Here is a 15,701-nt window from a genome sequence, read left to right as displayed (position 1 = left end):
CTCAAAAAAAGCGCACTCTCGGAGTGCGCCTAGCCATATTGATCTAGAGGCACACATCTTCGGTAGCCTTGTCACTTCATAGGGCAAAGGCTGGGGTCCGATAATACATCGGCGCAGTGGGGCGAACGGCGAAAATCATCGTAATAAAGCGTCCATACTGTGGTATCGGCGGCGCGATAAGGGCCGAATTTGAAGTATTGATTCTTTCCCAATCCGTGATCGGCATGTCCTATATGGCCGGTAACCGTAACGATCCATTTGTTATTGGCGAATATCTCAATATGGCCCGAGCCATCGGGGCCAGGTTTGCTGTAAATGGCAAAGTCGATCCAACCTGATGCCGGTGTCGGTAGTTTGTTGCCGCGATTTATTACTTTTATGGCATCTGTACAGCCAGTAAATTCTTGCCCGTCGGATACGCCCCAGTTGTCGTCGGTGGCCACCAATGCACGCATTTGATTGGTATCGGGACGGAACCAGACCGGCGCTTCGTTGTCGCTGCAAGCTTTGCCGTTACTTTCGGGCTCGTGTTTCTTGATGGGGGCAACGTAGTTGGTTTCAATGGTTGCGAAGAGTTTGCCATTATTGAGCCGCAGGGCGAGGAAGGGGCTGAAATCTCCTTTGGCGTTCGGCCCGATTTCTCGCTTCCATTGCGCGATAAGGTAGCGATGGTCGCCTGAGGGTATGGGATCGGCGAATTTGACAGCGAAACCGTACCAAACGCCCTGGTCGTATGGAACGCGATACCTGGTGCGCTCCCAGATTTCCGCTCTCTCGCTACAGTTTGCCTTACCCGGTGGGCAGAATGGTCCGACGCTCAATTTCAATGCGCCGGTTCCAGAATGCTTGACTTCCGATTGAAATTCGATCGTTCCGGCCCTTTGCTCGAAGTTGTCGCGATAATAAAGATGGCCAGATGGAGCGAAATCTGTGCCGTCGAAACCGTCACGCAGCACCATTTGCGACGGACTATCGGCCAGAACCGGTGTTGCGGCACAGGTGCAGGCCAATATGGCGGGCAGTGCGTACTTTGCATTCATGCTGGAGTATTCCTGTGGCGAGACATTCGTAAAGCTTTATCAATGACCTGTTCGCTTGCCGCAGGCAAGCGAGAGCTGCGCCACTTCAAGGCCGGGTTGATGACCCTCCAATCAATTCCAGGCGAGCTGCAGCCTGTGAATGTGATGATTGATGATACAACTTTAACCGCATGTTAGACGCTTTGTGGTTCATATCCCCGCAGAATTGGGCTTTGGTTGCGGCTATCAATGCCCCGGACATGACTGTTCGTTGCTGCGACCTCATCGACGTTTGGATGTCGGTCATGACATAAACCGGCTGAGGGTCGCTGTTGGGGACCGCCTTTGGCAAATGGTGAACTAGAGCTGGGCAGTCGAGAGGCGCAGCTACGACGAAAAATCGTGATCTTGACGTCGCATGCGTTTTTGCGAGGCTATCGCAAGGCGTCAATTCACTTCATTGCATCCCACTGGGCCGAGCAGGGGCATGAAGTCTATTTTCTCACTATTGGCCACAGCTGGCTCACTTTGCTCAAGGATCGCCGGCGTTTTCGTGCTTTGTCTCAAGATCAGGCGAACCGGTTTCAGACCATCGCTGCTAATCTGAGGGCCGGCGCATATCTACCTCCACTGCATGCCTTCAGTTCCGGTAACCGCTTTCTCAATGTAGCTAGCCCGGCGCTCTTTTGGCTCTATGGCAGCTATTTCCCGCTCTTTGCGCGCCGCGCTATAGCCGATGCAGATCTGGTGCTGGTTGAGAGCGGCTCCGCCCTCGCTTTCTTAGCCAAGGTCAAGAAACTAAACCCAAAAGCGCGGATTTTGTATTTTTGTCGCGACCTGCTGAGAACCATCGGGGCCGCGTCGGCGCTACAGGATATCGAAGCTCGGCAGATCGCCCAGTTTGATGCGATTTGCGTTCCTTCACGGCGGCTTGGTGTGATGCTTCCCCCAGGCGGGCGTGTGCTTACCATCCCGCAAGGCGTTGATGCGACTCTGTTCGATCGCGAACAGCCATCCCCTTATACGCCCGGTAGCCGCAATGCGATCTCTATAGGCAATATGCTTTTTGACCAAACTTCCGTCGCCGCGATGGCTGCTGCCGCGCCGGATGTGAATTTCCATGTTTTTGGTGCCACATGGAATGGTTGGGTTCGACCGAATGTTACGATCTACGGCGAAAGGGACTTTGAGAGCATCATCCCTTACCTGCAGCATGCTGATTTCGGTATTGCTCCCTATCGCTTGACCGCAGATGAGGTCTATCTCGCGGAATCGAGCCTGAAACTCGCGCAATATAGCTATTGTGGTCTGCCGATCCTGTTACCTGATCTCGTTCCTTTTACTCGCACCAACGGCATTGCCTATCGATTGGATGGCGAGGTCGCCTGGCGAGAGAAGATCGATGCAGCGCTGGCGATGCAGCGTTCGGCGGCTTTCCGCGATGGAATAATGACTTGGGACGAAGTTGCGCGGCAAACTTTGGCTGCCGCATACCAAGCCCAATAGTCGCTCAGCCGGGTACAAGGAAGCTTAGCAATCTGCCAGCGAAAAGACGTGATACGCTCGGCAATTTTCCACCGGCTGTCGTCATCAGAATTTGTACGTCTTCGGGCGTAATCAAGCGTAAGAAACGAATAGCCAACAGATAGGTGATTGCTCCGGCGGGAATGGCGCTTAAAAGTGCCGGCAGCCCATCGAGACTGTAAATGCAAAGGCTTGCTGCACCCGCACAGAGAGCTGCCGCAAGAACCGTTTTCGCCAACGCGGTTAAAGGGACGGTGACTCGGACATATTTCCAGGCCATCCAGCCAAGCAACGCAAACGTCAATGTCACGGTTATCGCGCGAGCTAGGGCCGCGCCTTCCAGGCCGAGGGATGGTACGAAAGCGGTTAGCAAGAGTATTGTTGCCACAGCGCTTGCAATCTGCACTCGTAGCAAAATGGCGCTTCGCCCAGATGCGCTGATGATACCCCAGGGGATCACGGACATGCCGGCAAGCCATACGAAGGCTAGCAGCGTGGCTGCAGCCGGCACGGCGGGCCCGAAGATATCGCCGAAAATCATCGGCAAGAGCTCGGGCATGATAACTGCGCCACCCATGCTGATCGGTAGCACGACCAGGGCGACTATTCGGATGACGCGCCTGTAAGCTGCATTAAGAGACTGCGGGTCGCTTTTTGCATGGGCTTCGGTGAAGTTGACGATTAATGCTGGCGACATTTGGAGCATGATCTGTTCGGTGAGGCCGGCCAGACCGAGCCCGGCTGCGAAGTAACCGATACTGGTCGGAGAGAGAAAGATGCCGAGAAAGAGGAATTCAATACGGGAGAGGATGAGGATCTCGATGAGATCGCTGAACCAGATGTACCGTCCATAGCGCAACATTTCCGGCGATAGGTTTTCCCGCGAATATCTTGCGTTAGGGTCGATGTAGTCGCGCAATTTCAATGCTTGCGGCAGGTAACGGGCGATATAGCCTATCAACGCCCCCGCCGGACCCAGCAACCAGGCTCCGACGAATACAACTGGGACCTGCATAGCCCCGCCCAGCAAAGTGGTGCGGGCCGTCTGTCCGAACCGATTTCTTCCGCGTGCCACGGCAGTGGAAAATGCGTAGAACGCATAACTAAGAAAGAGGAACCCGGTGACCAGCCAGAACCACGCATCTCGCGCATCGCGATAAGCGTAGGTGATTGCGGCAAAGAGAAGAATGCCCGCGCTGACCATGCTGACCGATATGAGGAAACTGCGGAGCGCAGTGCGGACCAGCGCTTTCCATGCATCGCCATTGCCCGCGTGACCGCCCGCATTGCGCAGCAGGGTCTGAGACAGGCCCATGTCGGCCAATGCCGCGGCCGACGTTGCAATCCATAAGGCGTAGGCGACGTTGCCAGACCCCGCAGGACCGAGCAGGCGGGCTACAATGATGCTGCTGGCAAAGCCCGCGACAAGCGAGATGGACGTCGCTGCCAAGCTAATCAACGAGCTTTTGAGGAGATTTGGTACGAACGCGCTCATGGCTATCTATCCTGAGGGCTTACGCATAACCTTGTGTTAAAGGGCGGCTGATAGTTTTCACTTGCTTTCTAGTTGAAATTCGAGACCGTCACCATGATAGATCGAGCCGCCGATCAAGATGGATTTCTCATCCCGGGATATCTGCAGAAGGGATTACGCGAGCGCGCGCGCAACCTTCTCTGGCGGCTAGTGTCGCCTTTGCCCGATAAGCCCTATTGCGCACTTAAATATCGCGCCATTCGCGGCAAATTCCCTAATTTGTCATCCCCTCAAACCTTTACCGAGAAGGTACAAGCGCGCAAATTATACGATCGCAACCCTCTCTTTCCACGTCTCGTAGATAAGGCCGATGCAAAAGGGTTGATTGGAGAAAGGGTTGGCAGCCAATATGTTATCCCGACGCTTTGGGTTGGGAACGATCTAGCCTCCGTGGATTGGTCAGGGATTTCATTGCCGGCCGTTGTGAAGCCAACCCATGCGAGCGGTGTGGGGCGATTTCTCTACGGTGAAGCCGACGTCGATCGTCTCCTTAAGAACGATCCGTCCGGCGAGTGGCTAGCGATCAATCATGCCCGTTACAACAGAGAGTGGGCTTACAGCCAACTGAAGCCTCGTATTCTCATTGAAAGCATGCTGCTCGTTGACGGGCGAGTTCCGTGGGACTATCGGCTCTTTACGTTTGGCGGGAAGGTCTCGCATATTGAGATCGACATCCGCGAAAATGGTCGAGGCTATTCGTGCAACTACACTCCCGACTGGCAGAAGCTGCCGTTCTATGACCGGGATTATCTCGGTCTCTATCCAGGCGAATTGGCACGTCCGCCGCGGCTCGAGGAGATGATTCAGGTCGCTGAAACGGTCGCTCACGATATCGATTTCGTCCGTGTCGATCTCTATGCGTCGGCGGAGTGGGTCCGTGTCGGGGAACTGACCTTCTACCCAGGTGGAGGTTTCGAGGCATTCGAGCCGGATGAATATGATTTTTCGATCGGTCAGAAGTGGCAGCTTGGCTTCGAAATACCGAAGAGATAGGTGGACAAATCATTCTCTCCGCGTTTGATAGGCCGATCTATTTTTAGAGAAGGTTTTCCATGACGATCGACCAGGACCTAGCTCGTATCGAGCTGCAAGAGGAAACGCTGCGTTTCGATGCTTTTGACCTTTCGACCGCTTGGGTGCTCGGCAAGCTGTTGCGCGACCTCGCCAGTGAGCGCAACATGGGCGTCGCCATCGATATCACGCTGCATTCCATGCCAGTTTTCTACATAGCCTTGCCCGGCTCGACACCCGACAATTCCAACTGGATCCGTCGGAAGCGCAACATGGTGCTGCGCTACTTCCGAAGCAGCTACGCCAGCACGTTGCGGCTGCAGCAGCAGGGCAAGACGATCGAAGACAACGGGCTTTCAAGCACCGAGTTTGCCGCATCCGGTGGCAGCTTTCCGATCTTCGTCAATGGCACGGGCTGCATCGGCGCCGTCACCGTTTCTGGGCTGCCGCAGCGCGAAGACCACAATCTCGTTGTCGAAGCCTTGGCTCTTACTCTCGGCCACGAGCTTCACAATCTCAGCCTCGCATAGAGCGGCGAGGCGGCGCACTTCGATTGGGCGCCGCCGCCGATTTCAGATCTTGCCACCAGCCTCGGCGATGACTTTGGTCAAGCTTCCCGTTGCCGGGAAAAGGGGGATGAGGCATGCCTGTAGCGCGTGGTAGATATCGCCCTTGCCCGGGAATAGCGTGTGAGCGGGAACGAGATCTTCCGTCAGTTCCTCATGCCAGCCGCCATTGGCACGATCGATGAAGGCTTGGCCGATTACGCTCCAGATTTTGCGGTAGCTTTCTTCGTGGAAATCGCTCGGGACGTGTTTATTCAGATAGTGAGCCGCACCGGCACCCTCGCATACGGGCCACCAAAGCTTGTTGCGCTTGGCGGGCGCATCTTCCCAGTCGAGCGTATAGAAGAACCCATTCTTCTTGCTGTCCCAGCCAAGTGACATGGATTGAGAGAAGAGACCCTTGGCTGCTTCCGGCATCCAGTCATGACGCTTTTCCCCAAGCGCCCAGAGCTGCAGGATGAGACGCGCCCATTCCAGCCAATGCCCTGGTGTCGTCCCCGATGGACGGAACATCTCGTTGCCGCGGTAATTCTTGTCGAGCACCCAATCGGCGTTGAAGTGTTCGGCAACGCGCCAGCCGACGGACCCAGCCGAACGACGAATGACGAGATCGGCGATGCTCTCCGCTTTTTCGAGATATGTCTTATCAGCGGTTGCTTCGAATGCAGCCATCAGGGCTTCCGTCAGGTGCATGTTGGAGTTCTGGCCGCGATAGGTGCCGCCGTCGATCAAGGACCAATCCCGATTGAATTCCTCGGCAATCGCTCCGTGCTTTGCTTCCCAGAACTTCGTATTCAGAATTTCCGTGACATCTGCCAACATGCCATCGGCCAGTGGATGGCCGATGGTCTTTGCGGATGAGGCAGCAAGCAGCACGAAAGCGTGACCATAGCCCTGTTTGCTGGAATCGACGGGGCCGTCATTGTTCAACGACCAGAAATAGCCGCCATGCTTCGTGTCGCGATGATGGTTCCATAGATAGTTCATGCCATGGTCGACAATTTCGTTTGCGCCGGGACGACCGAGCAACGACCCGATCGAGAAGCAGTGCACCATGCGGGCGGTCGAGTGAATGCCGCGCACGGGATTTGCCTTATCCAATGGCTTGCCGGCATCATCCATGTCGTAGAAGCCGCCTTTGGGGTTGACGGCGCGGTACTGGAAGAAATCGAAAAGCGCGTCCGCTTGATCAAGCAGCCAGCGCCGATGATAGGCGCGCGTGCTCCAGTTTCCGAGCGATGCGGGTTCAACCTGTATGTTCATACCATCCTCCATGGATTCTTTTCCTGACGCCGTATAGCGCCGCCCGAAAGCGCTGTCATGGCGTTATGGATGAAACTGTGTCGTCGGCACTGCGTTGTCCATGGGCCGGATCGGCAATTAGTCCAGGGTGCGATTATTTTCCTGAAATAGCCGGAAGGATGGAAGCATCGTCCTTGCTATCGAGTGGTTAAAAGCATAGATATGTTGACATAAAGATATCTTTATGTGATCTGATTGCGGAGTCGCAATCAGGCCAGAGGAATTCGCTTATGTTTGACAATCTTTTTGGTTCGGAAACGGCGAAACGCGACAGTAACGAGGTATTCAAGGCGCTGCGAAAGGCGGCGAGCGAGCGGATTCTCGTGCTTGATGGTGCCATGGGCACGCAGATCCAGGGCCTCGGTTTTGACGAGGACCAGTTTCGCGGCCATCGTTTCATCGGCTGTGCCTGTCATCAGAAGGGCAACAACGACCTCCTCATTCTGACTCAGCCTGATGCAATCGAAGAGATCCATTATCGCTACGCCAAGGCTGGCGCGGACATTCTTGAGACCAATACCTTCTCGTCCACCAGCATCGCGCAGGCGGATTACCAGATGGAAGGTGCGGTCTACGACCTCAACAAGGAGGGCGCGGAAATCGTCCGTCGCGCAGCGATCCGCGCCGAGCGTGAAGATGGCAAGCGCCGCTTCGTTGCCGGTGCCATCGGCCCGACCAACCGCACCGCGTCCATTTCCCCCGATGTCAACAACCCCGGCTACCGTGCCGTGTCATTCGACGATCTGCGCTTGGCTTACGGCGCGCAGATTGACGGCCTGATTGATGGTGGTGCCGATATCATCCTCATCGAGACAATTTTCGATACTCTGAACGCCAAGGCGGCGATCTTTGCTTGTGAAGAGCGTTTCGAGGCCAAGGGCATCCATCTGCCTGTCATGATTTCGGGGACGATCACCGATCTTTCCGGCCGCACGCTGTCGGGCCAGACGCCGTCGGCGTTCTGGAATTCCGTGCGCCACGCCAGCCCCTTCACGATCGGCCTCAATTGTGCGCTTGGCGCCAACGCTATGCGGCCGCATCTGCAGGAGCTTTCCGCGGCTGCGGACACCTTCATCTGCGCCTATCCGAATGCCGGCCTGCCGAACGAATTCGGTCAGTATGACGAGACGCCCGAGATGATGGCTGCCCAGGTTGAGGAATTCGCCCGCGAAGGTCTCGTCAACATCGTTGGCGGCTGCTGCGGCTCCACGCCCGAGCATATCGCAGCGATCGCTCAGGCGGTTTCGAAATATCCGCCGCGCCAGCTCGCCGAGCACCGTCCGTTCATGTCGCTCTCCGGTCTCGAGCCATTCGAGCTGACCAAGGATATTCCCTTCGTCAACGTCGGTGAGCGCACGAATGTCACCGGCTCGGCGAAATTCCGCAAGCTGATCACCAATGCCGATTATGCGGCAGCACTTGCCGTTGCTCGCGACCAGGTCGAGAACGGCGCGCAGGTCATCGACATCAACATGGACGAGGGCCTGATCGATTCCGAAAAGGCGATGGTGGAGTTCCTCAACCTGATCGCTGCCGAACCGGATATCGCCCGTGTTCCGGTCATGATCGACAGTTCGAAGTTCTCGATCATCGAGGCCGGCCTGAAATGCGTGCAGGGCAAGCCGATCGTCAATTCCATCTCGCTCAAGGAAGGCGAGGAGAATTTCCTCAAGCAGGCTCGGTTGATGCGGATGTATGGCGCGGCGGTTGTCGTCATGGCCTTCGATGAGACGGGGCAGGCGGATAGTTATGAGCGCAAGGTCGAGATCTGCTCGCGCGCCTATAAGCTGCTGACGGAAGTGGCAGGCCTGCCACCGGAAGACATCATCTTCGATCCGAACATCTTTGCCGTTGCGACCGGCATCGAGGAGCACAACAATTACGGTGTCGATTTCATCGAGGCGACGAGAGCGATCCGCCAGACGATGCCGCTCGTTCATATTTCGGGCGGTGTCTCGAACCTATCCTTCTCGTTCCGCGGCAACGAACCCGTCCGCGAAGCGATGCACGCCGTGTTCCTCTACCATGCCATCCAGGCGGGGATGGACATGGGCATCGTCAATGCCGGGCAGCTGGCCGTCTACGACAATATCGACCCGGAATTGCGGGATGCCTGCGAGGACGTCGTGCTCAACCGCCGCCCAGACAGCACCGAGCGCCTGCTTGAGGTTGCCGAACGGTTCCGTGGCGCCGGCGGCAGGGAGGCCAAAGCGCAGGATCTTTCCTGGCGCGAATGGTCGGTGGAGAAACGGCTCGAGCATGCGCTGGTCAGTGGCATCACCGAATACATAGAAGCCGATACCGAAGAGGCGCGTCAGGCCGCCGAGCGGCCGCTGCATGTCATCGAAGGCCCGCTGATGGCCGGCATGAATGTCGTTGGCGATCTCTTCGGCTCGGGCAAGATGTTCCTGCCGCAGGTGGTGAAGTCCGCCCGCGTGATGAAGCAGGCCGTTGCCGTGTTGCTGCCGCATATGGAAGCCGAAAAGCTTGCCAATGGCGGCAGCGGCGAACGGCAATCAGCCGGCAAGGTGCTGATGGCGACTGTCAAGGGAGACGTGCACGATATCGGTAAGAACATCGTGGGCGTCGTGCTCGCCTGCAACAATTACGAGATCATCGATCTCGGCGTTATGGTGCCGGCGACGAAGATTCTGGAGACGGCGATTGCCGAGAAGGTCGATATTATCGGCCTTTCAGGCTTGATCACGCCGTCCCTCGACGAGATGGTGCATGTCGCTTCTGAGATGGAGCGGCAGGGTTTTGATATTCCCCTGTTGATCGGCGGTGCCACGACCAGCCGCGTCCATACGGCGGTGAAGATTCATCCGGGCTATCACCGGGGGCAAACCGTCTACGTTACGGATGCGAGCCGCGCCGTTGGCGTCGTATCCGCATTGCTGTCACCGGATGCGCGGCAAGGTTATATTGATACCGTTCGGGCCGAGTATCACAAGGTCGCGGCCGCCCACGCCCGTAGCGAGGCGGAGAAGGTTCGCCTGCCGATCGCAAGGGCGCGGGAGAATGCCGAGAAGGTGGATTGGTCTGATTACAAGCCGGTCAAGCCGCAGTTCTTTGGAACCAAGATGTTCGAGAGCTATGATCTTGCGGAACTGGCGAAGTACATCGACTGGACCCCGTTCTTCCAGACATGGGAGCTGAAGGGTCGTTTCCCGGCTATTCTCGAAGACGAGAAGCAAGGCGAGGCGGCGCGGCAGCTCTATGCCGATGCGCAGGCGATGCTGGAAAAGATCATTGCGGAAAACTGGTTCCGCCCGCGCGCCGTCATCGGCTTCTGGCCGGCGGGTGCGGTCGGCGACGATATCAGGCTGTTCACCGACGAAAGCCGTAATGGGGAGCTCGCAACTTTCTACACGCTGCGCCAGCAGCTGTCGAAACGGGATGGCCGTCCCAATGTCGCTCTGTCGGACTTCGTCGCCCCAGTTTCCAGCGGTGTCGGTGATTATGTTGGTGGCTTCGTCGTCACGGCTGGTATTGAAGAAGTGGCCATTGCGGAACGCTTCGAGCGTGCCAATGACGATTACTCGTCGATTCTCGTCAAGGCGCTGGCCGACCGATTTGCCGAAGCCTTTGCCGAGCGGATGCACGAGCGAGTGCGGCGGGAATTCTGGGGTTATGCCGCGGATGAGAATTTCTCGAGCGAGGAACTCGTTCTTGAAGCCTATGCTGGTATCCGTCCGGCGCCCGGCTATCCAGCGCAGCCCGACCATACCGAGAAGGACACGCTTTTCCGCTTACTGGATGCCGAAGCGACAACGGGCGTGAAGCTCACGGAAAGCTATGCGATGTGGCCGGGCTCGTCCGTCTCGGGTATCTATATTGGCCATCCGTCTTCGTATTATTTCGGCGTCGCCAAGGTCGAACGCGATCAGGTCGAAGATTATGCAGCCCGCAAAGGCATGCCCGTGGGCGAGGTGGAGCGCTGGTTAGGTCCGGTTCTCAATTATGTGCCGGAGAAGCGTGAGGCCGCAGTCGACGACGCAGCCTGATTGTGGGTCCTTTCAAGGGCTTGCAATGCTTCGCTTAAAATTTGATTCTGCATGCAAACGCCGCCCCGGCTCACTCAGCCGAGGCGGCGTTTTTTTGATTCCAGGATTTTTTCTGTTTCGCCCGATTGAGCTAGTTCGCGCCTATCGTCAGTTCCGCGACGAAATCATAGGCGTCGCCGCGATAGAGCGATCGGGTGAATTCGACCGCCCGGCCTGAACCGAGATAGGAGATGCGCTCGATCGAAAGGCCGGCCGCGCCGACCGGAACGCCGAGCAAGCCCGCATCAGCCTCTTTCATGTTGGTCGCGGATATGCGCTGCACCGCGCGAACGGGGCGCACCTGGCGCTTTTCCAGTTCTGCATAGAGGGATGTGGTCACGACAGATGGATCCGGCAGGAATTCACCGGAGACGCTGGCATGCTCGATCGCCAGTGGTTGATCGTCGGCTATGCGCAGGCGGCTCAGCCGCGATACCTTGGTGTCGGCGGCAAGGCCGAGAATCATCATCTCATCCGGTGAGGGCGTGTGGATACCCTTATGCAGCCATTCGGAGCGAGCCGTCATCCCGCGCCGGGCCATGTCCTCGGTAAAGGATGTCAGCTGCGACAGCCGCTGCTCCACTTTGGAAACGGGTTTTGCGACGAATGTGCCCGAGCCATGGCGGCGGACGAGAATGCCTTCGGCAACGAGATCGTCGATCGCTTTGCGGACCGTGACGCGGCTGACGGCGGCATATTCGGCAATGTCGCGCTCCGGCGGCAGCGCGTCCCCATGCTTCAGCCTTCCGACCTTCACAGCCTCCTCGAGCGTGCGGCGCAGCTTGACATAGAGCGGGCCTGTACCGCCCACGGAAAGGCGCTCCGGCGAGAAGATTGCACTCAAATCTTCGGTCATGCCCTGTTTTCCTCTCCGCCCCGCAGCAATTTTGCCGCCAGTTCCACGGCGCCGCGCAAGACGTCGCCCTTGGGTTCGGCGAGAATCGCCTTGTGACGCTCATCAAGCCAGGGACGATAGGCCGGGGCAAGTCCGCCGAGAAGGCATATCGACGGGCATTCCGGCCAAAGTAACGCGTTGAGGCTCTCGGTTATCGATTTGGCGGCCGTCCTGACGATGTCGATGGCGACCGCATCTTCCAACCCGGCATATTCGAAGATAACGGGCGCGTAGCGGGCAAAATCCTTGGGCTTGGAGGCGTGAGCAAATTCGACGATCCGTTCGGGATCATTGCCGTATTCAGCCATGATCGATGCCGTCAGCGCTGAGCCCGGTGTCACCCCGTCATGCGCCAGAAGCGCTCTTTCGAGCAGATCGCGGCCAAGGCGGGCGCCGCTCGCCTGATCGCCGACGACAAAACCCCAGCCGCCGATGCCCCAGCTCTTACCGTCGCGGCGGGCATTATAGACTGAGCCGGTGCCGAAAGCGCCGATAACGCCATCGGTGTCGCCAAGCGCGCCTTGAAGGGCGATGGTCGCATCGGTGACGACACGCGTGCTCCCAAAAGGCAAGGCGCCTTCGACCTGTTTGCCATAATTACCGACATTGGCACCGGCGGTTCCGATAACGGCAGGCAATTCCCACAGCAGTTCCGGGGCGAGCTTCGCATCGATCAAGGCCTGCTTTGCCGAGGCGACGATATGGATCAGCGAGTTTTCCAGATCGGAGAGGATGTTCGCCGCGCCGGCCTTGCCAGTGCCGAGCACCTGTCCCGAAGCGTCTATGACAGCCGCCCTGCAACTCGTGCCGCCGCCATCGATGCCAATTGCAAACTGCCCCATCATGCCTCCGGACGCCACCTGTTCCCCGTTTTTCATACAATACCAAAAAAATACCATTTACCAATAGGCAAAGCCGGCATTTTTGTTTGTTTATATCTAATTGATTTATATGTATAAATTAATGAGCTTCAATCTTTTTGTATCTGAAAGTTAAATTCGGCTGGACAATTGGTATTTTTTTGGACTTAATTCGGACCAAGGGAACAGTGCGAACGGACATCGGCAAAGCCGGCAGAAAAACAACAGTCGGTAAGTGATACGGAAGGACGCGCATCTCATCGTTGCGTCAAGCCGTTGGGGACCAGGAGGGTCCCGCTGCGACGTTCGTCATGATTTTCCCGCGTGGTTCTTGCTGTGTCTCCGTCTGGTGGCGACCACGGCAATTGATCGGGCCGATCAGGCACAAAGCCTTTGAAGCCTCAAGCATGAAGGGGTCGGCAATATTGGCGGTCCCTATGGAGCGCTGACCGTTTCCTCGGACAGGCCAGCGGATTTTCAGATCGAGAACAGCGCCTTGCTATGGCGCGGAAAACAGGAGAGGGAAATGAAAACCAATGTTCTGAAAGGCTTGCTTCTTGCGTCGAGCCTGCTGACCTCAGTCAGCCTCGCACATGCGGCCGATGTGACGCTGACGGTTGAAAGCTGGCGTAACGACGACCTGCAGATCTGGCAGGAAAAGATCATCCCGGCTTTCGAAGCGAAGAACCCGGGCATCAAGATCGTCTTCTCGCCGACGGCTCCGACCGAATACAACGCATCGCTGAACGCCAAGCTCGATGCCGGTTCCGCGGGTGACATCATCACCTGCCGCCCGTTCGACGCCTCGCTCGACCTCTTCAACAAGAAGCACCTTGCCGACCTGACGAGCCTGAAGGGTATGGAAAACTTCTCTCCCGTCGCCAAGGCCGCATGGTCGGCCGACGATGGCAAGTCCACCTTTTGCGTGCCGATGGCTTCGGTCATCCACGGCTTCATCTATAACAAGGACGCCTTCGACAAGCTCGGCCTGAAAGTTCCGGCGACGCGCGATGAGTTCTTCGCCGTTCTCGACAAGATCAAGGCTGACGGCACCTACATTCCGATGGCCATGGGCACGAAGGACCTCTGGGAAGCCGCAACCATGGGCTACCAGAACGTCGGCCCGAACTACTGGAAGGGCGAGGAAGGCCGCAAGGCTCTGATCTCAGGCAAGGAAAAGCTGACGGACGCCGCCTGGGTCGATCCTTACAAGGAACTGGCCAAGTGGAAGCCCTACCTCGGTGACGGCTTCGAAGCTCAGGGTTACGCCGACAGCCAGAACCTCTTCACGCTCGGCAAGGCTGCGATCTATCCGGCAGGCTCCTGGGAAATTGCTCTCTTCAACACCCAGGCGCAGTTCAAGATGGGCGCATTCCCGCCGCCGGTCGCAAAGGCTGGTGACACCGCCTACATCTCCGACCATCCGGATATCGGTGTCGGCCTGAATACGAAGAGCAAGCATCAGGAAGAAGCCAAGAAGTTCCTGAGCTGGGTTGCTTCCGACGAGTTTGCCACCATCTACGCTAACTCGCTGCCGGGCTTCTTCAGCCTGAACTCGCATCCGGTGAAGATGAGCGATGCGCTCGCCCAGGAATTCGTTTCCTGGCGTGACAATCACAAGTCGACCGTTCGTTCCACCTATCAGATCCTGTCGCGCGGCACGCCGAACCTGGAAAATGAGACCTGGACCGAATCCGCAAACGTGATCAACGGCACGGACACTCCGGAACAGGCCGGCGAGAAGCTCCAGAAGGGTCTCGACAGCTGGTACAAGCCGGGCAAGTAAGCATTGCATGATGCGGGCGAGGGGCCTTCCAGGCTCCTCGCCCTTTTCGTTATCTTGAGTAATTGAGTTGGCGATCGCCTCGCCGTTACATTCGACACGCCCGATGTCGCTTCCATCCGGCCAGAGAGCCGGGGCAACGGGCGGATTTGAACCTTTGAGCTGCCGTCTCATCAAGCAGCCAAGAAAAACAGGCAGAAAGCCATGAGCGACGCTGCGACATCAGACGCCCTCGAGGTGACGCCGATCAGGCGCTCCAAGCGCTGGCACATCCTCGTTTTCCTTTTCCCGGCCTTCGTCGTCTATTCGGCGGTCATGATCCTGCCGCTCATCGAGACCTTGCGGCTGTCGCTTTACAACGTCGTCGACAATCAATCCGTCTTCGTGGGCCTGAACAACTTCAAGGTCCTGTTCGGTGACGAACGCTGGTCGCATGATTTCTGGAATGCGCTGCGCAACAACCTGATCTTCTTCGCCATTCACATGTGCGTGCAGAATCCGATCGGTGTCGCGCTGGCGGCGCTCCTGTCGCTGCCGAAGCTGCGCTTCGTCGCCTTCTATCGCACGGCCATCTTCCTGCCGACGCTGCTGTCCTTCGTCGTCGTCGGTTTTATCTGGAAACTGATCCTTTCGCCGCTTTGGGGTGTTGCGCCCGAACTGCTGAATGTGATCGGCCTAAAGTCATTTTTCGCGCCTTGGCTCGGCAGGCCGAGCACAGCCCTAATTACCGTCGCCCTTATTTCGGTCTGGCAATATGTCGGCATTCCGATGATGCTGATCTATGCAGCCCTGCTGAATATTCCCGAAGAGGTTATCGAAGCAGCCGAATGCGATGGCGTCACCGGCTGGAGCCAGTTCTGGAAGATCAAACTGCCGCTCGTGCTGCCGGCGATCGGCATCATCTCGATCCTCACCTTCGTCGGCAATTTCAATGCGTTCGACCTGGTTTATACCGTACAAGGTGCACTGGCAGGGCCGGATGGCTCGACCGATATCCTGGGTACGCTACTCTATCGCGTCTTTTTCGGCTTCCAGCTGCAGCTCGGCGACCGCTCGATGGGCGCGACGATCGCGACGGTGATGTTCCTCATCATCCTGGCCGGCGTTTCCTTCTATCTTTTCATCGTGCAGCGGCGCATCCGCCGCTACCAGTTCTGAGGA

General features: G+C 57.3%; 11 protein-coding genes. 6 read left to right on the top strand and 5 right to left on the bottom strand.

Annotated features, from left to right (window positions below; all coding sequences use genetic code 11):
* Positions 1–71: 71 nt before the first annotated feature.
* Positions 72–1,040 (bottom strand): polysaccharide lyase family 20 protein, encoded by a 969-nt coding sequence (locus GA0061103_RS12120; RefSeq protein WP_092711459.1) that lies wholly within the window; start codon positions 1,038–1,040, stop codon positions 72–74.
* 324 nt (positions 1,041–1,364) lie between these two features.
* On the opposite strand from GA0061103_RS12120, the gene GA0061103_RS12115 reads away from it, so the two are divergent.
* Positions 1,365–2,525 (top strand): GumK N-terminal domain-containing glycosyltransferase, encoded by a 1,161-nt coding sequence (locus GA0061103_RS12115; RefSeq protein ID WP_208603512.1) that lies wholly within the window; start codon positions 1,365–1,367, stop codon positions 2,523–2,525.
* Positions 2,526–2,529: 4 nt separating this feature from the next.
* Here GA0061103_RS12115 and GA0061103_RS12110 read toward each other — a convergent pair whose 3' ends face one another.
* The gene (locus GA0061103_RS12110; protein WP_092711457.1) at positions 2,530–4,038 is read right to left on the bottom strand and encodes an oligosaccharide flippase family protein; all 1,509 of its coding nucleotides are present in this window, start codon (positions 4,036–4,038) and stop codon (positions 2,530–2,532) included.
* Positions 4,039–4,110: 72 nt separating this feature from the next.
* Here GA0061103_RS12110 and GA0061103_RS12105 point away from each other — a divergent pair, with 72 nt between their 5' ends.
* Together GA0061103_RS12105 and GA0061103_RS12100 are read left to right on the top strand one after the other, a co-directional pair.
* Complete coding sequence (locus GA0061103_RS12105; protein ID WP_245304742.1) at positions 4,111–5,070, top strand: ATP-grasp fold amidoligase family protein; 960 nt, start codon at positions 4,111–4,113, stop codon at positions 5,068–5,070.
* 59 nt (positions 5,071–5,129) lie between these two features.
* On the top strand, positions 5,130–5,618 hold the full coding sequence (locus GA0061103_RS12100; RefSeq protein WP_092711453.1) for a heme-degrading domain-containing protein: 489 nt from the start codon (positions 5,130–5,132) through the stop codon (positions 5,616–5,618).
* A 42-nt stretch (positions 5,619–5,660) separates the two neighbouring features.
* Here the strand turns inward: GA0061103_RS12100 and GA0061103_RS12095 are convergent, their stop codons facing one another.
* Positions 5,661–6,917 carry an AGE family epimerase/isomerase gene (locus GA0061103_RS12095; RefSeq protein WP_092712758.1) on the bottom strand — a complete coding sequence of 419 codons (1,257 nt, stop codon included), beginning with the start codon at positions 6,915–6,917 and terminating at the stop codon, positions 5,661–5,663.
* Positions 6,918–7,186: 269 nt separating this feature from the next.
* Here GA0061103_RS12095 and metH point away from each other — a divergent pair, with 269 nt between their 5' ends.
* A complete protein-coding gene (gene metH / locus GA0061103_RS12090) occupies positions 7,187–10,963 on the top strand; it encodes a methionine synthase (RefSeq protein WP_092711451.1) in 3,777 nt (1,258 codons plus the stop codon).
* Positions 10,964–11,093: 130 nt separating this feature from the next.
* Here metH and GA0061103_RS12085 read toward each other — a convergent pair whose 3' ends face one another.
* Both GA0061103_RS12085 and GA0061103_RS12080 read right to left on the bottom strand, forming a co-directional pair.
* On the bottom strand, positions 11,094–11,858 hold the full coding sequence (locus tag GA0061103_RS12085; protein WP_092711449.1) for a GntR family transcriptional regulator: 765 nt from the start codon (positions 11,856–11,858) through the stop codon (positions 11,094–11,096).
* Positions 11,855–12,739, bottom strand: coding sequence for a glucosamine kinase nucleotide-binding domain-containing protein (locus GA0061103_RS12080; RefSeq protein WP_092712756.1), 885 nt, complete (start codon positions 12,737–12,739; stop codon positions 11,855–11,857). The genes GA0061103_RS12085 and GA0061103_RS12080 overlap by 4 nt, the downstream gene beginning before the upstream one ends.
* Positions 12,740–13,283: 544 nt before the next feature.
* Here GA0061103_RS12080 and GA0061103_RS12075 point away from each other — a divergent pair.
* The gene (locus GA0061103_RS12075; protein WP_092711447.1) at positions 13,284–14,543 is read left to right on the top strand and encodes an ABC transporter substrate-binding protein; all 1,260 of its coding nucleotides are present in this window, start codon (positions 13,284–13,286) and stop codon (positions 14,541–14,543) included.
* Positions 14,544–14,744: 201 nt separating this feature from the next.
* Positions 14,745–15,698, top strand: coding sequence for a carbohydrate ABC transporter permease (locus GA0061103_RS12070; protein ID WP_092711445.1), 954 nt, complete (start codon positions 14,745–14,747; stop codon positions 15,696–15,698).
* The last annotated feature ends 3 nt before the right edge of the window (positions 15,699–15,701 follow it).

Source organism: Martinezella multihospitum (assembly GCF_900094585.1).
Taxonomy (GTDB): Bacteria; Pseudomonadota; Alphaproteobacteria; order Rhizobiales; family Rhizobiaceae; genus Rhizobium; species Rhizobium multihospitium.
This window is presented reverse-complemented; position numbering and strand designations above follow the sequence as displayed.